Origin of the sequence: Microbacterium galbinum, from assembly GCF_023091225.1 — a bacterium.
GTDB classification, from domain to species: Bacteria; Actinomycetota; Actinomycetes; order Actinomycetales; family Microbacteriaceae; genus Microbacterium; species Microbacterium galbinum.
This window is the reverse complement of sequence record NZ_JAHWXM010000001.1, coordinates 1,792,631-1,810,433: the sequence shown is the minus strand read 5'-3', so window position 1 is coordinate 1,810,433 and position 17,803 is coordinate 1,792,631. Positions and strand designations below refer to the sequence as shown.

Sequence of the window (17,803 nt, the reverse complement as noted above, 5' to 3'; positions counted from 1 at the left end):
TGGCGGATCGCGCCCTGGTCGGCGCTCGTCCATCACCTTCGCAGCCCTGCTCGGCCGGGGGTATCGGCCATCCGTCCACACCCGGGTACGCCGTTCGGCAGAGGCTTCTCGTGCCGTCCGGCAGGCGCGCGCGAGGCGCGCGGGGCAATACGCTCGGTCTGTGTCGGCATCGAACCCCTCCTCAGCGCGCTCCCGCGGTCGCGCCGTGACGTACACGGCCGGGTCGATCGCGCTCCTGATCGTGGGCGCGGTGCTCGACATCTGCGCCGTCGCGAACGTGCCGGGTGCCGCGACCTACCCGACCGTCGACGGGGCGGCCGGAGGCACCCTGCGGATCACCCCGGTCGGCGTGGGCATCGCCCTCTTCGCGATCGCCGCGTGGTTCACGGTGCTCTGGCGGCGGCGGCATCCGCTGGTCGTCGTGATCGCCGGTGGCGTGCTCGCCGTCGTCGGCACCTCGTATCTGCTGCTGCTGATCGGGGCCGTCGCGCTCATCCGTCAGAAGCCGACGAAGGTCGTGCCGATCGGCGCCGTCGTCGGCGGGAGCGTGCTGCTGTTCGCGCTGCGCGAGGCGTTGACGCCGTGGGGCGGGGCCCTGCCCTGGTTCCTCACGACCAGCATCGGCGCGGTCGACAGCGTCGAATGGAACGTCGCGGTGATCGTCTGTGCGCTCGTGTCGCTCGGTATCGCCGCCGGGTCGGTGGCACTGACCCGCACGCGGGACCGCGCGGAGCGCAGCGAGCAGCGGGCGGCCGTGCAGACGCAACGAGCCGACGTGCTCGCCGAGCAGACCGTGCGTCAGGCCGAGCGCGAGCGCATCGCCCGCGACATGCACGACGCCCTGGCCCACCGCCTCTCGGTGGTCTCGCTGCACGCCGGAGCGCTCGAGGCGGCGGCCGACGAGGGGGTGACCGGTCAGATGGCGAGGACCGTCCGCGAGCAGACCCACGCCGCACTGCAGGACATGCGCGGCCTGATCGGCGAGCTGCGCAGCGGAGCGGATGCCGAGAGCTCCGCTCCCGCGACGATGCGGGCCGTCGGTGCCCTCGTCGCCGGTCTCCGCGGCGCGGGTCATGCGATCACCTCGCTGATCCTGATCGAGTCGCCCGAGCGTGCGGGCGCGCTCTTCGACGGCGCGGTGTTCCGGATCGTGCAGGAGTCGCTCACCAACGCCGTCAAGCACGCGCCGCGCGCACCGATCGACCTGATCGTGCAGGTCGCTCCCGAGTCCGGCGCGCGGATCCGCGTCGTGAATCCGGTCGGCGCCGGGGTGCCGGCGGGTGCCCCCGGGAGCATTCCGGGCGGAGGGAACGGCGTGCTCGGCATCCGCGAACGCGCCACGGCACTCGGCGGCCAGGCCTGGATCGGCGCGTACGAGGGCTCGTTCATCGTCGACGTGACGCTGCCCTGGCAGGAGCGCGGCTGACCCGCGCCGATATGCTCGGTGCGTGACCGGCTTCGACGACTCCCCCGTGCGGGTGCTGATCGTCGATGACGAACCCCTCATCCGCAGCGGATTCCGTTTCGTGCTCGGTGCCGACCCGTCGATCGAGGTCGTCGCCGAGGCATCCGACGGCGCCGCCGCGATCGAGCTCGTGCGCACGCACCGACCTGACGTGGTGCTCATGGACGTGCGGATGCCGGTGATGGACGGGCCCGAAGCGACCGCCGCCATCGTGGCCGAATCGGGCGCGCGAGTGCTCGCGATGACGAGCCTCGACGCCGAGGGGCAGCTCGTACGGATGCTGATCGCCGGGGCGCTCGGTTACCTCCTGAAGGACGAGTCGCCGACGCGCATCATCGATGCGGTGCGACGCACCGCCGCGGGCGAGAGCGTGTTCTCGGCGCAGAGCACGGCGCAGCTGGTGCGACGCGCGGTCGAGGGCGAGCAGGGGCAGGGGCGCGCCGCGGCGGTCGCCCGGATCTCGGTGCTCACCGAGCGCGAGCGCGATGTCGCCGTGCGGGTGGCTTCGGGCGCCACGAACCAGGAGATCGGCGCGGCGCTGCACATCGCCCCGGGCACAGTGAAGACGCATCTCGAGCAGGTCTTCGCCAAGCTCGCGGTGCGCAATCGCGTGCAGGTCGGTGTGCTCCTCGAACGCGCGGGGCACGGACCGATCGACGTCTGACGGCTGCGGTCGCAGCATCCGCCTCCGCGCCGGGGGCGTGCTTGATCGCGCCGCGAAACAGGCGTATAGTCCACGTGGACTAATCGAAGTGGAGCAGGTGATGAAGGATCCGATCGACACGCTCACACCCATGGGTGTGATGGTGCTCGCGCTGCTGCGCGAGGGCGACATGCACCCCTATGAGATGGTCCGTCTGCTGCGCAGCCGTCAGGACGACCGCCTGCTCACGATCACCAACGGGACGCTCTACCACACGGTCGCGCGCCTGCAGAAGACCGGCCTGATCGACGAGATCGGCATCGATCGCGACGGCAACCGTCCCGAGCGCACCACCTACACGCTGACCGATGCCGGTCGCGACACCGTCATCGCGTGGGTGCGCCGCGAACTGCCCCGCACCGACAGCGAGACCGACTTCCGCATTGCGCTCGCCGAAGCGCACAATCTCGAGCGCGATGACGTCACCGCGCTGTTGCGCGAGCGTCGTTCCGCTCTCGTCGACAGCCACGTGGCCCACCGCGACGGGCTCCGCGCAGCACACGAACGGGGTACTCCCGCGCAGGTGCTCGTCGAAATAGAACGCCAGGAGGCACTGCTCGAGGCCGAGGTGCGCTGGCTCGACACCCTCCTCACCCGACTCGACGGCGACGGGCTCCGCTGGGGCCCGAACGACTTCGACGACACAGACCGCTACATCGCTCAGCGAAAGGCTGCACAGCAATGACCGATTCCCGACAGGCCGTCGGCCCCCAGACCGGCCCCTTCGCCGCGGGGCAGGCACCGAAGAGCCCCTGGCCCGCCCTCTGGGCGCTCGTCATCGGCTTCTTCATGATCCTCGTCGACACGACGATCGTCTCGGTCGCGAACCCCGCGATCAAGGCCGCCCTCGACCCGAACACCAACAACCTCGACAACGTCGTGTGGGTGACCAGTGCTTACCTGCTCACCTACGCCGTGCCGCTGCTGATCACCGGCCGCCTCGGCGACCGCTTCGGACCGAAGAACATCTACCTCATCGGACTCGCGATCTTCACCGCGGCATCCCTCTGGTGCGGTCTGTCGAGCTCGCTCGAGGGCTTGATCGCGGCCCGCGCCGTGCAGGGTCTCGGCGCCGCGTTCATGACCCCGCAGACCATGGCCGTCATCACCCGCACCTTCCCGCCCGAGCGCCGCGGCGCGGCCATGGGCCTGTGGGGTGCGACCGCCGGTGTCGCGACGCTCGTCGGCCCGCTGCTCGGCGGCGTGCTCGTCGACGGCCTCGGCTGGGAGTGGATCTTCTTCGTCAACCTGCCCGTCGGCGTGATCGCCTTCGTCGCCGCGTGGATCCTCGTGCCCAAGCTCAAGACGCACCCGCACCGCTTCGACATCCTCGGCGTCGTGCTGAGCGCCGTCGCGATCTTCCTCGTGGTCTTCGGCCTGCAGGAGGGTGAGAAGTACGACTGGGGCGTCATCTGGGGCCCGATCTCGGTGTGGGGCATGATCATCGCCGGCATCGTGGTGCTCGCGATCTTCATCGTGCAGCAGTGGAAGACGAAGTCCGAGGCGCTCGTGCCGCTGGAGCTCTTCAAGGACCGCAACTTCTCGGGAGCGAACGTCGCGATCGCCGCGGTGGGCTTCACGGTGACGAGCATGTCGCTGCCGCTGATGTTCTTCCTGCAGACGGCCCGGGGGCTCACCCCGACCGAAGCGGCGCTGCTGATGATCCCGATGGCGGTGCTCTCGGGAGTGCTGGCTCCGGTCGCGGGCAAGATCCTCGACCGCACCGACCCCCGCATCATCCTGATCCCGGGTCTGCTCGCCGTCTCGGGAGCCCTGTTCTGGTACTCGTCGCTGGTGAACATGGACACCCCGATCTGGATGTTCCTGTTCCCCTCCGCCCTCATGGGCCTCGGTAACGCCGGTATGTGGGGTCCGCTCGCGACGACCGCCACCCGGATGCTCCCGATGCGCCAGGCCGGCGCGGGCGCGGGCATCTACAACACCACCCGCACGATCGGATCGGTGGTCGGATCGGCCGCGATCGCCACGTTCATGCAGGCGCGCCTCGAGGCGAACCTGCCCGGCATGGACGACGCCGGCGGGTCGATCGGCTCGGGTGGAACCCTTCCGGATGTCGTCGCCGAGGGCTTCTCGACGGGCATGTCGCAGGCGATCCTGCTGCCGGCCTGCGTGATCCTCGTCGCGCTCATCGCGTCGCTGTTCCTGCGCGGTGCGCCGAAGCATCCGACCGTCTGATCCTCCGACGAACGCCCCGCCCCGAAATGGGCGGGGCGTTTCGCGTTGACTAAGGTAGACGGGCGGCGACCGGCCGGTCGCCACCCCGATCCGAGGAGCATCCGTCGTGATCCCACACCCCTCTTCCCTGCGCGCCCGGCTCCGCCGCCTCGCCCGCACGACCGGAGCCGCCGTGCTCGCGACCGCCGTCGCGGGCGCCGCGCTGCTCGGCGGAGCCGCCCCCGCCACGGCCGCCGACGGTGAGACGTACGTCATCGGCACCGACACGACCTTCGCGCCGTTCGAGTTCACGAACTCCGACGGCGAGCTCGTCGGCATCGACATGGACCTGCTCCGCGCGATCGCCGACGACCAGGGCTTCGAGGTCGAGATCCGCCAGCTCGGATTCGACGCGGCCCTGCAGGCCCTGCAGTCGAACCAGGTGGATGCCGTCATGGCCGGTATGTCGATCACCGAGGAGCGTCAGCAGACGTTCGACTTCAGCGAGCCGTACTTCACCAGCGGCATCCAGCTCGGCGTTCTCGAGTCGAGCGACATCGATTCGCTCGACGACCTCGACGGCAAGACCGTCGCGGTGAAGACCGGTACCCAGGGCCAGACCTTCGCCGAGGACAACCAGGACGAGTACGGCTTCCGCATCACGCCCTACTCCGACACGACCGACATGGTGGATGCCGTCAAGGCGAACCAGGCCGTCGGCTACTTCGAGGACTTCCCGGTGCTGGCGTACGGCATCCAGCAGGGCTCCGGTTTCCGTCTCGTGGGCGAGCCCGAGCTCGGCGGCGAGTACGGTTTCGCGGTCAACAAGGGCATGAACCCCGAGCTGATCGAGAAGTTCAACGCCGGGCTGGCGAACCTGCAGGAGAGCGGCGAGTACGACGAGATCGTGGACACCTACCTCAGCGCGGGCGAGGCATCCGCCCAGCCGACCGACATCATCTCCGTCGCCGTGAAGTACTGGCCGGCGCTGATGAGCGGACTCTGGCTGACGATCCTCGCGACGCTCGTCGCCCTCGTCGCCGCCTTCGTGCTCGGCATCGTGTTCGGCTTCGGACGCCTCTCGAAGTTCCTGCCGTTCCGGTGGATCGCGACCGCCTACGTGTTCGTGTTCCGCGGCACCCCGATCCTGGTGCAGGCGTTCTTCGTCTTCTTCGCCATCCCGCAGCTGTTCCCGGGCCTGCAGTTCAACCCGTTCGTGGCCGGAGCGATCACGCTCTCGCTCAACACGGGTGCGTATATGACCGAGATCATCCGCGGCGGCATCCAGGCCGTCGACCCCGGTCAGAACGAGGCATCGCGGTCGCTGGGTCTCGGCCACTGGAAGACCATGCAGAAGGTCGTGCTGCCGCAGGCGTTCCGCATCATGATCCCGTCATTCGTGAACCAGGGCATCATCACCCTCAAGGACACGTCGCTGATCAGCGTCATCGGCCTCGCCGAGCTGACGTTCCAGTCGCGTCAGATCATCGCCTCGACCTATCTGTCGGCGCAGGTGCTGACGATCGTCGCCATCATCTACTTCGTCGTGATCACGCTGCTGACGCTGCTCGCGAACCGCCTCGAGAGGAAGTTCAACGCATGAGCAAGATCGCCGTGCAGAACCTGCACAAGTCGTTCGGAAGCAACGAGGTGCTCAAGGGCATCGATCTGACGGTCGACGACGGCGAGGTCGTCGCGGTCATCGGGCCCTCGGGTTCGGGCAAATCGACGCTGCTGCGCTGCCTCAACAAGCTCGAGGAGCCCACGTCGGGCAAGGTCGTCATCGACGGCGTCGACCTCACCGACAAGAGCGTCAAGCTCGACGAGGTGCGCCAGCGCATCGGCATGGTCTTCCAGCACTTCAACCTGTTCCCGCACATGACGGTGCTCGAGAACATCACGCTCGCGCCGATCGAGCTGGGTCGCCTGTCGAAGTCGAAGGCCCGCGAGCGCGCGCTGGCCCTGCTCGAGCGGGTCGGCCTGTCGGAGAAGGCGGATGCCAAGCCCGCCTCGCTCTCGGGCGGTCAGAAGCAGCGCGTGGCGATCGCCCGTGCGCTCGCGATGGACCCCGAGATCATGCTGTTCGACGAGGCCACCAGTGCCCTCGACCCCGAGATGGTGGGGGAGGTGCTGCAGGTCATCCGCGATCTAGCCGAGGGCGGCATGACGATGGTGCTCGTGACGCACGAGATGGGCTTCGCCCGCGAGGTCTCCGACCGCACGGTCTTCATGGACGGCGGCGTCGTCGTCGAGGAGGCCGCACCGGCCGAGCTGTTCGAGGCACCCAAGAACGAGCGCCTGAAGGAGTTCCTCTCGAAGGTGCTGTAGTTCGCGGCATCCGCTCTTCGTCGAGACTTGCTTCGTCGAGACCCACCACCCGCGTCGAGACCCACCGGTATCGGCGTCGGGAAAGGTGGGTCTCGACCTTTGCGGTGGGTCTCGACGGCACGCGGGCGGTTTGCGGGCGGACACCGCCATCTGATGGGGTGGGGCGATGACCGTGCAGCTCGTTCGACCGACCGCCGACCTCCTCGACTCTTGGGCAGCCGCCGTGGCGGAGTTCGGCGAGGGGCATGTCGACGGGTCGGGTCTGACGGCTCCCGTGACGCCCGACCGAGCGACTCTGGATGCCCTGATCGCGGATGCCGAGCGCCTCGCCGACACCTCGATCGCCCCGCCCGCCGACCGGGTGCACAACGACCTGTACTGGGTGGTCGACGGAGACGAGGTCGTGGGCTTCCTGTCGTTCCGGCACACGCTCAACGAGTGGCTCGCCGAGGCCGGCGGGCACATCGGCTACTCGGTGCGGGCCTCACGTCGCCGCGAGGGGATCGCGTCGGCCGCGCTCGCGCTCGGCCTCGAGCGAGCGCGAGAGATCGGCCTGCAGCGGGTGCTGATCACCTGTGACGTCGACAACGAGGGGTCGTACCGCACGATCGAGCGTGCCGGCGGAGTGCTGCAAGACATCAGCGACCAGTCGGCGCGCGCCCAGGGGATGCTGCGGCGCTACTGGGTCGCGCTGTAGAGCAGCGTCATTCGGCGACGCGGGCGGCGATGTCGCCGCGGTAGTGCGCGCCCTCCAGACGGATGCGTCCGATCGCGTCGTACGCGCGAGCGCGGGCAGTGCCGAAATCGGATGCCGTCGCCACCACGTTGAGCACGCGACCACCGGTGGCGAGCAGGTCTCCGCCCGGAGCATCCGGACCCGCCGTCGCGGCGTGCACGATGCGCACGCCCTCGACGGCCGCGGCATCCGCGAGGTTCTCGATCGGGCGACCGGTCTGCGGGGCCTCGGGGTAGCCCTCGCTCGCGAGCACCACGGTGATCGCGACGTCGTCGCTGAAGACGGGCTCGGGCTGGTCTTCGAGGGTGCCGGATGCCGCGGCGAACAGCAGCTCCGACAGGGGCGTGACCAGGCGCGGCAGCACGACCTGTGTCTCGGGGTCGCCGAAGCGGGCGTTGAACTCGATCACGCGCACACCCGCGGGGGTGAGGATGAGGCCGGCGTAGAGCAGGCCGATGAAGGGGGTGCCCTCGGCGTCGAGCTGGCGGATCACGGGCACGGCCACGTCGCGCGTGACCTCGGCGACGAACTCCTGCTCGCTTCCGAACTGCTCGGCGAGCCAGGGCAGCGGCGAGTAGGCGCCCATGCCGCCCGTGTTGGGGCCGGCGTCGCCGTCGAGCGCGCGCTTGAAGTCCTGCGCGGGGCTGAGGGCGCGCACGGTGTCGCCGTCGCTGAGGAAGAAGAGCGAGACCTCGGGGCCGGAGAGGAACTCCTCGACGAGCACCGGACCGGCGGGCAGATACTGCTCGGCGTGAGCGAGGGCCTCGGCACGGTCGGAGGTGACGATGACGCCCTTGCCGGCGGCGAGACCGTCGGCCTTCACGACGTGCGGGGCACCGAGGTCGTCGAACGCCGCCTCGACCTCGGCGACCGTGGTCGCCCTCACCGCGCGGCCCGTGGGAACACCCGCGGAGTCCATGATGCGCTTGGCGAAGGCCTTCGAACCCTCGAGCTGGGCCGCCGCCTTGCCCGGGCCGAAGACCGGGATGCCGCGCTCGCGCAGCGCGTCGGCGACACCAGCGACCAGCGGTGCCTCGGGGCCGATGACGACGAGGTCGATCGCGTGCTCGTTCGCGAACGCGGTCACCGCGCCGCCGTCGAGCACGTCGACCGCGACGGGTGTCGCATCCTGTGCGATGCCGGCGTTGCCGGGGGAGACGAAGATCTCGTGCTCCGCTTTCTCTGCTCGCAGAGCGAGGATGATCGCGTGCTCACGGGCACCGGAACCGAGGACGAGGATCTTCACCCGCCCAGCCTATCGAGCCTCGCCCGTTGGGTTTCGGCGGGTTGCCGGGGCGGGCGGTGTTCGCGGGGTGGCACTAACTCAGGACAAACGGAGCGCTATGGGCCATCTAGGGCAGGAAAGCGCAGAATCAGTCAATTTGTCCTGAGTTAGGTACAGGTGCAGCTCGGTCCCTGAGCTTGTCGACGGGCCGCCGGTCCGTGAGCCCGCCGAAGGGCCCCGCCCCGAGGACCCCTCAGACCGGCCGCTCGTCGGCGACGTTCCACGGCACGGTCCACCCGGCCGCGTCGAAGATGCCGCTGAGCACCATGGCCGTGAAGCCCCACACGATCGTGCCGTCGACGTCGAACGCCGGAGCCCGGAACGTGCGGTCGCCGAACGTGCGCACCGAGGTGTACCGCGTCGCCGGGTCGAGCAGCTGCGCCACCGGCACCCGGAACACCTCCACCGTCTCGGCGTGATCGATCGCCGCCACCCGCGACGGCGTGCGCCACCACCCCAGCACCGGGGTGACGCGATGGTTGCTGGCCGCCAGGGGGATCTCGGGCAGGGTCGCCAGCACGTCGACGCCCTCCGGGTCGAGTCCGGTCTCCTCTTCTGCTTCGCGGAGCGCGGTGGCGGCGGCATCCGCATCTCTCGGCTCGACCCGACCGCCCGGGAACGACACCTGACCCGGATGCGACGAGAGCGTGGGGGCGCGGCGCTGCAGCAGCACGTCGAGGTCGCGCGCGACGGCCGCATCGGGCACCACGGCCGGTTCGCGATCGAGCACACCGAACAGGATGAGCACCGCCGCATCGTGCGCGTTCTCGGGATCGAGGAGTGCGGGGAAGGGGCCGCTCCAGCCGTGCCCGGATGCCGCGGCGAGCAGCTCGGCGCGGGCGCCCTCGGGATGCATGCTCATGCTGCGAGCCTACGCGCGGTCATAGGGTGAGGAGATGGCCAAGAAGATCGACATCGTCGACGGACGCACGGCGCTCGACGTCGTGAAGCAGGCGGACGCCGCGGGCGAGAAGCCTCCGCGTCCCGCCCTCGCCACGGCCGTGCGGTATCTGCTGCAGCTGCTCGACGAGAAGGCGCCGGGCAACAGCGTCGAGGTGCGGGTGCCGCCGTTCGGCGCGGTGCAGGTCATCCAGGGTCCGCGGCACACGCGCGGCACGCCCCCGAACGTGGTCGAGATGGATGCCGCGACGTGGCTCGCGGTCGCGCTGGGCGAGGAGCAGTGGGCGGATGCCGCGGCATCCGGTCGCATCGCCGCCTCGGGCACGCGCGCCGACCTCGTCGATGTGCTCCCGCTGCGCCCGTAGGGCCCCGGTACCTAGCGGCGCGCGACCACCAGCGGAACCCCCGTGACGGGGTGGGGGAAGACGTCGACGGGCTGACCGTAGACCTCTTCGATGCGCGGCGCCGTGAGCACCTCGGCGGGGGCGCCGGTGGCGACCACGCGCCCCTGCGACAGCAGGGTGACACGGTCGGCATGCGCCAGTGCGGCGTTGAGGTCGTGCAGCACGATCGCGACGGCGACGCCCTCGGCCGCCTGCAGTCCGATGAGCCTCATGACGTCTTCGTGGTGCTTGAGGTCGAGGGCGGCGGTGGGTTCGTCGAGCAGCAGGATGCCGGTGCTCTGCGCGATCACGCGGGCCAGCGCCACGCGGGCGCGCTCGCCGCCCGACAGAGACGTGACCGAGCGCGCGCTGAGCGGCAGCACCTCGGTGGATCCCATCGAGGTCGCGACGATCGCGTCGTCGTCGTCGGCCGCGGGAGTGCGCGCCCAGGGCGAGCGCCCCATGCGCACGACCTGCTCGGCCGTGAACGGGAACGTGACGGTGTTCTCCTGCAGCAGCACCGCCCGCTGCTGCGCGAGGGTGCGCGAACGGATGCCGGTGACCGGCGCCCCGTCGAGCTCGACCCGTCCGGTCTGGGCCGTCACGTCGCCGGCGAGCACGCCGAACAGGGTCGATTTGCCGGCGCCGTTGGGGCCGACGAGGGCGTGGATCTGCCCGGCGTGGATGTCGATCGAGGCGTCGTCGAGGATCGCGCGACCGTCGCCGACGCGCACGGTGAGCCCGGTGCCCCGCAGGCGGACGGTCATGCCCAGCCTCCCGCCCGGCGGCGCGTGCGCACGAGCAGCCAGAGGAAGAAGGGGCCGCCGACGAGCGAGGTGATCATGCCGATCGGCAGGTCGGCGAGGGGCACGGCGGTGCGGGCGACGAGATCGGCCACGGCGATGAGCAGCGCGCCGCCGAGAGCCGAGGCGATCACGAGCGGCAGGTGCGCGGGGCCGATGATCATGCGCATCAGGTGGGGCACGACGAGGCCCGCGAACCCGATGATCCCGGCGAACGCGACGGCCGCGCACACCAGCAGCGCCACGGTGACGATGACCGTGATGCGCAGCAGTTCGACGTTGAGCCCGAGGTGACGTGCGGTGCGCTCGCCGAGGGCGAAGAGGTCGAGGCTCGGAGCGACGATCAACGCCACGACGATGCCGATCGCGACCAGCGGTGCGACGAGGGCGACGTTCTGCCACAGCGCGCCGTTGAGTGATCCGAGCTGCCAGAACACGATCTGCTCGCGCGTCGAGGTCGTGCCGATGAACGTGAGGAACGCCATCCCGGCGCCCGCGATCGCGTTGATCGCAATACCCGTGAGCAGGAGCGTGACGACCTCGGTGCGCCCGCCCGAACGGCTGATGAAGTAGACGGAGAGCACCGCCACGAGTCCGCCGATGAAGGCGAACGCGGGGGTCGTCCACATCCCGAACGAGGCGAGTCCCAGGGTGATGCTCGAGGCCGCGCCGAGGGCGGCACCCGACGAGACGCCGACGACACCGGCATCCGCCAGCGGGTTGCCGAAGATCGCCTGCATGAGCACGCCCGACACCGCGAGTGCGGCGCCGACGAGCAGGCCGAGCACCAGCCGCGGCATCCGGATGCTGTTGATGACGCCGTAATCGGTGGCGTTCGACGGCGCCCAGGCGGTGTCGATGCCGATGCCGTGCAGCAGCACGCCGACGAGATCGGTGGGGGAGAGGTCGTACTGGCCGCTCGTGATCGATGCGATGCAGGTGATCACGAGCGCTGCGAGCAGGCCGATGACGACCAGCGCGAAGCGCAGCCCCCGGCGCGTGGTCGGCGTCGGGGTGACGACCTCCGAGGTCATTTCGCGGGCTCGGGCGCGTAGAGGGCGCGGGCGAGGGCGCTGATGATCTCGGCCGAGCGCGGCCCGAAGCTCAGGATCTCGCTGTCGGCCATGTCGATCACGCGGCGGTTGGTTCCGGCGGGCGTCTGGGCGACGGCGGGTACGCGTTCGATCAGACCGTCGATGCCCCCGACCGATTCGAGTCCGTCGGTCATCATCACGAGCACGTCGGGCTTCGCGGCGACGAGGGCTTCGGCGGTCATGGGCTTCATGCCCTCCCAGCCGATCTCCTCGGCGACGTCGACGCCGCCGACCGCGTCGATGAGGGAATCGGCGCCGGAGTCCTCGCCGAAGATGTAGTAGACGTTCGCGCTGCCGCGCACGTAGAGGAAGAGCATGCGGGCGCGATCGGCCTCGTCGGCGGGCACGATCTCGGCGATCTCGGCCTCGGCGTCGTCGAGCTCGCCCGCGAGGCGTTCGATGAGGGCAGCTCCGCGGGTGGGCACTCCCAGGGCGGCGGCGATCTCGGTGACGAGTTCGTCGGTGGTGTCGATGCGGCGGTCGCTCGAGATGACGACGACCGCGATGCCCGCGTCGCGCAACTGCTGGCGCACCTCCTTGGGCCCGATGGTCGTGTCGGTGAGCACGACGGTGGGGGCGAGCTCGAGGATCGCCTCGGCGTTCAGGCTGTGCCCGCTCTGCGTGACGACGGGGAGGTCTTCGGTGCCGGCGAACTGGGTCGAGGCATCCCGCCCGACGACCTGGTCGCCGAGGCCCAGGGCGAAGACGGTCGAGGCGATGGTGCCCGAGATGTCGATCGGCAGGATGCGGTCGGCCGAGGTGATCGTGACCTCGCGGTCTTCGCTGTCGGTCACCGTGACCGGCAGCTCGGGCGCGGTGTCGTCGTCGATGGGGGTGATGGCATGGCTCGACAGGCAGGCGGTCGATCCGCCCTTGACGGCGCGGACGTCATCGACGAGGTCGAGATCGGCGAGAGCGACGGATGCCTGGGGGCAATCGTCCGCGGGCGTTGCCGAGGCGTCGGGGGTTGCGGCATCCGCGCCGGGCTGTGCGCAACCGGCGAGTCCGATCGCGAGCGAGGCAGCGAGGAAGACGGCAAAGACGCGGCGCATAAGGCAAGGCTATCCTAAAACTTGACGCGAGCCTCGCGCACAGCCTACGCTCAGAAACGGTAGCTGCTTAGTGCAGCCTAACCTAATCCCTTCGCCCGACTGCATAGCGGCACCGCCGGCGTGCGTGCCCGCGCACCCCGGGGCCCGGAGAGAAACCGTGAACTCCACAGCACCCAGCACCACAGCGACAGGCCGCGTCCGCGCGGCGATAGCTGCCCTGATATCGCTCTTCCTCGTCGTGACCGGCCTCACGGTCGCTCAGCCCGCGCTCGCGGCCGATACCGTCGTCACCACCAGCGTCACCGCGGCCGACACATCCGGCGTGACGGTGCGGGCCACGGCATCCGCTCTTCCCGAGGGAACGGCCGGCGCCTACGCCGCCGTCATCGAGAAGGGCAGCGAGAGCGGCGTGACCGCGGGTGGCGGATTCGCGGCCATGCAGTTCGTGCGCACCGTTACCGACGGCGGCTTCACGGTCGACCTCGCGGGGGCGGCATCCGCCTTCGACCGCACCAAGGTGTACGAGGTCATCGTCTGGCAGCAGCACACGATCCCGGACGCCACCAACATCTACGCCCGCGCCGATGTCGCCATCAGCGCGGAGCAGTGGGATGCCGTCTTCCCGCCCGCGACCGAGCCGGAGACCCCCGCTGAGCCGGAGACCCCGGCCGAGCCGGAGACGCCCGCTGAGCCGGAGACGCCCGCTGAGCCGGAGACGCCCGCTGAGCCGGAGACGCCGACCGAGCCGGAGACCCCCGCTGAGCCCGAGACGCCGACCGAGCCCGAGGTTCCGGCTTCCGCCGCGATCTCCGTCTTCCTCGCCGACGGCACCACGCCCGCGGCCGACACCGCGCTCAAGGCGGGCGACAAGGTCGTCGTGAAGGGCACGGGCTACGACCCGACCGCGAACGTCGGCGGCCGTGGCGTGCCGATCCCCGCGAACCTGCCCCAGGGCACGTACGTCGTTTTCGGCAACTTCGCCGAGAACTGGAAGCCGTCCGCCGGTGCCGCAGCCGCGACCCGCTCGGGTTCGGTGCAGGCGTGGGCGCTCGCCGAGAGCGTGCTCGACCAGGTTCCCTCGCAGTACCAGGCCGCCGTGCGCGGCCAGTGGGTGCCCCTCGCGGCCGACGGTTCGTTCACGGCGACCCTGACGCTCAAGGACACCACGGCGACCCCCGGCTCGTACGGCGTCTACACCTACGGTGCCGGTGGCGTGAGCAACGCCGACCAGGAGCGCAGCGTCGCCCTCAACTACGCGCCGGCCCCGAAGGTCGCCGTCTCCGACCTCGCCGTCAGCGATGCGGGCATCACGGCGAATGTCACCGGCACGCTGTTCGGCGCCGCGACCGGCGTCTACGCCGCGATCATCGAGACCGGCACCGAGGCGAGCGTCACCGCCGGCGGCGGATTCGCGGCGATGCAGTTCGTGCGCAACGTCTCGGGTGGAGCCTTCTCGGTCGCGCTCGCGGCTCCGGCCTCCGCTCTCGACCGCACGAAGACCTACGAGGTCATCGTCTGGACGCAGCACACGTTGCCGAACGCGCAGACCATGCTCGCGCGCACGCCCGTCACGATCTCGACGGCGCAGTGGGACATCGTCAAGCCGGTTCCGGCTGCCCCGTCGATCTCGGTCTTCCTGGCCGACGGCGTGACCCCGGTCGAGGGCACCGCTCTCAAGACCGGTGACAAGGTCGTCGTGAAGGGCTCGGGATACAGCCCGACCGCGAACGTCGGCGGCCGAGGCGTGCCGATCCCCGCGAACCTGCCCCAGGGCACGTACGTCGTGTTCGGCAACTTCGCCGAGAACTGGAAGCCGTCGGCATCCGCTCCTTCTGCGAACCGCTCGATCGGCTCTCAGCTCTGGGCGCTCTCCGAGACCGTGCTGAACCAGGTTCCGGAGGCATTCCAGCCGACCATCCGCAGTCAGTGGGTCGACATCGCGGCGGACGGCACGTTCACCGCGACGCTCACGCTGAAGGACTCCGCGGCCAAGCCCGGTGCGTACGGTGTCTACACCTACGCCGCCGGCGGCGTCGTGAACGCCGAGCAGGAGCGCAGCGTCGCCCTGAACTACGCCGAGGCACCCGTCGCGACCGCGACGGTGAAGACGGCGACCGAGGACGGTCTGACCGTCACGGCCGGAGGCTCCCAGCTGGGTTCGATCACGGGTGCGTATGTGGCGCTGATCGAGGCGGGTACCGAGGCGGATGTGACCGCCGGTGGTGGGTTCGCGGCGATGCAGTTCGTGCGCAACGTGTCCGGTGGTGCGTTCAGCGTTGATCTGGTGGCGGCGAAGGCGGGTCTTGACCGGTCGAAGTCGTATGAGGTCATCGTCTGGCAGCAGCACACCCTCCCGACCGCGTCGACGATCTACGCGCGTCAGGCCGTGAACGTGACGGATGCTCAGTGGAACACGGTGTTCCCACCGAGCAGCCCGACCGTGTCGGGTGCGGTGTCGGTGGCGTCGACCGAGGGTCTGACGGTCGCTGCGTCGGGATCGAACCTGGGGCCGATCACGGGTGCGTATGTGGCGCTGATCGAAGCGGGTACCGAGGCGGATGTGACCGCCGGTGGTGGGTTCGCGGCGATGCAGTTCGTGCGCAACGTGTCCGGTGGTGCGTTCAGTGTCGATCTGGTGGCGGCGAAGGCGGGTCTTGACCGGTCGAAGTCGTATGAGGTGATCGTCTGGCAGCAGCACACCCTCCCGACCGCGTCGACGATCTACGCGCGTCAGGCCGTGAACGTGACGGATGCGCAGTGGGATGCGGTGTTCGGTCCCCTGGACGGCCCGAAGGTGACGACCGCGGTGACGTCCGCGACCGCCCAGAACGGCCTGACCGTCACGGCGACCGGTTCGAAGCACGGCTCGATCACGGGTGCGTACGTCGCGCTCATCGAGAAGGGCACCGAGGCGGACGTCACCGCCGAGGGCGGCTTCATCGCGATGCAGTTCGTGCGCAGCGTCTCGGGCGGCGGCTACTCGGTCGACCTCACGGCGGCGGCGAGCGCGCTCGACCGCACCAAGACGTACGAGGTCATCAGCTGGCAGCAGCACACGATGCCGACCGCATCGACGATCTACGCCCGCAGCACGGTGACGGTCACCGAGGCGCAGTGGGACAAGATCTTCGGCCCGAAGCCGCCGCAGCCCCCGAAGCCCCCGAAGCCCCCGGTCACTCCGACCGCTCCGGTCGCGACCGTCCCCGGTGGATCGCTGCGCTGGGACGTGTCGAGCTCGTTCCTGAGCTACATCACGGGCAACATCGCCAAGGGCGCGATCGAGGTCACCGGTGGTGCCACGCGCGCCGACGGACTGTTCCAGTTCGGACAGGCGACCGGCAGCACCTACGACCCCGCGACCGGCCTCGGCGCGGTCTCGTACGTGGGCGCGGTCCGGTTCACCGGTCACGGCGGCATCCTCGATGTCACGGTCGCCAACCCGCAGATCCGCTTCACCTCGGCGAATGCGGCGACGCTCTACGTGACCAACGGCGGAAGCCAGGTGCCGTTCGCGACGCTCGACCTGTCGCGTGCGGGCAAGACCACGGCGAACGGCGCGGTCACCTACACGTCGGCCCCGGCATCCATCACCTCCGCCGGCGTCAACCAGGTGTTCCAGGGGTACTCGACGACTCTGAGCCCGGTCACGTTCACGATCGGTTCCGCAGCCGCGGCTCCGAGCGGATCGACCGGCACCGTCGCGGCGGCCGCGGCGGTCGTCAAGAAGGCGGCCCTCCCGGCCACGCCTCCGGCGACCACCGGTATCGAGATCGACGACGAGAACCTCACCGCCCTGCAGTCGGGCAAGACGGCGACGATCACGGCATCCGGTTTCGAGCCGAACGAGAAGGACATCCAGGTCGTCGTGTATTCGACGCCCGTCCTGCTCGGCACGGTGGATGCCGACGCCAACGGTGTCGCCACGTGGACCGGCACGTTGCCCGCCACGCTCGAGAACGGTGAGCACACGCTCACCCTCCAGGGCTCGGTGACCCGCGGACTCGTCTTCACGCTGGCCCGTGAGACCGTCGTGATCGGCGCCTGCACCGTCGAGGGCGCGAGCCTGAACTGGGGATACAAGGAGTCGTTCCGCACCTACATCGAGGGCATCGCGAAGGGCGGCTGGACGCTCACCGACGTGGTCTACCAGTACCCCGACTTCGTGTGGTCGAACGGCTCCGGCTCGTACGACGACGAGAGCGACGCGGGCCTCGTGACCTACGGCGGCAGCATCAACTTCACGGGCCACGACGGCGCGCTGAACACGACGCTGGCGAACTTCCGCCTCGAGCTCGCGGGCGACACCGGCTACATCGTGGTCGACGTCACCGGCACCACGCAGTCCGGCGAGGCCATCGACCTGAAGGACGTGCGGTTCGCCGAGTTCCCGCTGGCCGACGTCAGCGCGGTCGACGGAGTGATCACGCTCGACGGCATCCCGTCGACGCTCACCGAGGCCGGTGCCGCCGCCTTCGGCACCTACGCCGCGGGCGAGGCGCTCGACCCGGTCAGCGCCGTCATCCCCGTCGGTGCGGACTGCGGAGTCGCGGCCCCGGCCGACGACGAGGAGACCGAGTCGGAGGCGACCACCGCGGTCACCGCCGTCACCGAGGTCGCCGACGAGCAGGGCGGCGTGCCGGTCTGGGTCTGGATCGTCGGCGGACTCGTGGTCGTGGCCCTCGTCGGCACGGGCGGCGTGCTCATCGGACGCCGCAGCCGCTCGACGGCCGAGTCGTCCGTCACGACCACCGAGGTCTGACACCCGATCGAACCGCCCTTCCGCATCGCGCGGGAGGGCGGTTCGTCGTCGGGGCGTCGGGCGGAGGGCTCCGTGACGGGCGGAGCGACGCGGCGATGGGCGGAGTTCTCGGTGATGGGC

Annotated in this window: 14 protein-coding genes; 9 read left to right on the top strand and 5 right to left on the bottom strand. The window is 70.0% G+C overall.

What is annotated here, in order from left to right:
• Window positions 1-160: 160 nt before the first annotated feature.
• The 7 genes from KZC52_RS08620 (at window position 161) to KZC52_RS08590 (ending at window position 7,368) form a co-directional block, all read left to right on the top strand.
• A complete protein-coding gene (locus KZC52_RS08620) occupies window positions 161-1,426 on the top strand; it encodes a sensor histidine kinase (RefSeq protein WP_247623631.1) in 1,266 nt (421 codons plus the stop codon).
• A 22-nt stretch (window positions 1,427-1,448) separates the two neighbouring features.
• Window positions 1,449-2,129 carry a response regulator gene (locus tag KZC52_RS08615; RefSeq protein WP_247623630.1) on the top strand — a complete coding sequence of 227 codons (681 nt, stop codon included), beginning with the start codon at window positions 1,449-1,451 and terminating at the stop codon, window positions 2,127-2,129.
• Window positions 2,130-2,229: 100 nt separating this feature from the next.
• Window positions 2,230-2,853, top strand: coding sequence for a PadR family transcriptional regulator (locus KZC52_RS08610; RefSeq protein ID WP_247623629.1), 624 nt, complete (start codon window positions 2,230-2,232; stop codon window positions 2,851-2,853).
• Window positions 2,850-4,364: a DHA2 family efflux MFS transporter permease subunit gene (locus KZC52_RS08605; RefSeq protein WP_281731248.1), complete on the top strand. Its 1,515-nt coding sequence runs from the start codon at window positions 2,850-2,852 to the stop codon at window positions 4,362-4,364. The genes KZC52_RS08610 and KZC52_RS08605 overlap by 4 nt, the downstream gene beginning before the upstream one ends.
• A gap of 106 nt (window positions 4,365-4,470) precedes the next feature.
• Window positions 4,471-5,946 (top strand): amino acid ABC transporter substrate-binding protein/permease, encoded by a 1,476-nt coding sequence (locus tag KZC52_RS08600; RefSeq protein WP_247623628.1) that lies wholly within the window; start codon window positions 4,471-4,473, stop codon window positions 5,944-5,946.
• Window positions 5,943-6,671, top strand: a complete 729-nt coding sequence (locus KZC52_RS08595; protein WP_247623627.1) for an amino acid ABC transporter ATP-binding protein — start codon at window positions 5,943-5,945, stop codon at window positions 6,669-6,671. The genes KZC52_RS08600 and KZC52_RS08595 overlap by 4 nt, the downstream gene beginning before the upstream one ends.
• A 166-nt stretch (window positions 6,672-6,837) precedes the next feature.
• Window positions 6,838-7,368, top strand: a complete 531-nt coding sequence (locus KZC52_RS08590) for a GNAT family N-acetyltransferase (protein ID WP_247623626.1) — start codon at window positions 6,838-6,840, stop codon at window positions 7,366-7,368.
• A 7-nt stretch (window positions 7,369-7,375) separates the two neighbouring features.
• On the opposite strand, the gene purD is transcribed toward KZC52_RS08590, so the two are convergent.
• Together purD and KZC52_RS08580 are read right to left on the bottom strand one after the other, a co-directional pair.
• A complete protein-coding gene (purD, locus tag KZC52_RS08585; protein WP_247623625.1) occupies window positions 7,376-8,653 on the bottom strand; it encodes a phosphoribosylamine--glycine ligase in 1,278 nt (425 codons plus the stop codon).
• Window positions 8,654-8,885: 232 nt separating this feature from the next.
• On the bottom strand, window positions 8,886-9,554 hold the full coding sequence (locus tag KZC52_RS08580; RefSeq protein WP_247623624.1) for an NUDIX hydrolase: 669 nt from the start codon (window positions 9,552-9,554) through the stop codon (window positions 8,886-8,888).
• 34 nt (window positions 9,555-9,588) lie between these two features.
• Here KZC52_RS08580 and KZC52_RS08575 point away from each other — a divergent pair, with 34 nt between their 5' ends.
• The gene (locus tag KZC52_RS08575) at window positions 9,589-9,957 is read left to right on the top strand and encodes a sterol carrier family protein (protein ID WP_247623623.1); all 369 of its coding nucleotides are present in this window, start codon (window positions 9,589-9,591) and stop codon (window positions 9,955-9,957) included.
• Window positions 9,958-9,968: 11 nt separating this feature from the next.
• Here KZC52_RS08575 and KZC52_RS08570 read toward each other — a convergent pair whose 3' ends face one another.
• From KZC52_RS08570 to KZC52_RS08560, 3 genes are read right to left on the bottom strand one after another with little or no spacing between them, the layout of a single operon-like run.
• Complete coding sequence (locus tag KZC52_RS08570; RefSeq protein ID WP_247623622.1) at window positions 9,969-10,742, bottom strand: heme ABC transporter ATP-binding protein; 774 nt, start codon at window positions 10,740-10,742, stop codon at window positions 9,969-9,971.
• Window positions 10,739-11,812, bottom strand: a complete 1,074-nt coding sequence (locus KZC52_RS08565) for a FecCD family ABC transporter permease (RefSeq protein WP_247623621.1) — start codon at window positions 11,810-11,812, stop codon at window positions 10,739-10,741. The genes KZC52_RS08570 and KZC52_RS08565 overlap by 4 nt, the downstream gene beginning before the upstream one ends.
• Window positions 11,809-12,924, bottom strand: coding sequence for a heme/hemin ABC transporter substrate-binding protein (locus KZC52_RS08560; RefSeq protein ID WP_247623620.1), 1,116 nt, complete (start codon window positions 12,922-12,924; stop codon window positions 11,809-11,811). The genes KZC52_RS08565 and KZC52_RS08560 overlap by 4 nt, the downstream gene beginning before the upstream one ends.
• A 157-nt stretch (window positions 12,925-13,081) precedes the next feature.
• On the opposite strand from KZC52_RS08560, the gene KZC52_RS17560 reads away from it, so the two are divergent.
• Window positions 13,082-17,683, top strand: a complete 4,602-nt coding sequence (locus KZC52_RS17560; RefSeq protein ID WP_247623619.1) for an HtaA domain-containing protein — start codon at window positions 13,082-13,084, stop codon at window positions 17,681-17,683.
• The last annotated feature ends 120 nt before the right edge of the window (window positions 17,684-17,803 follow it).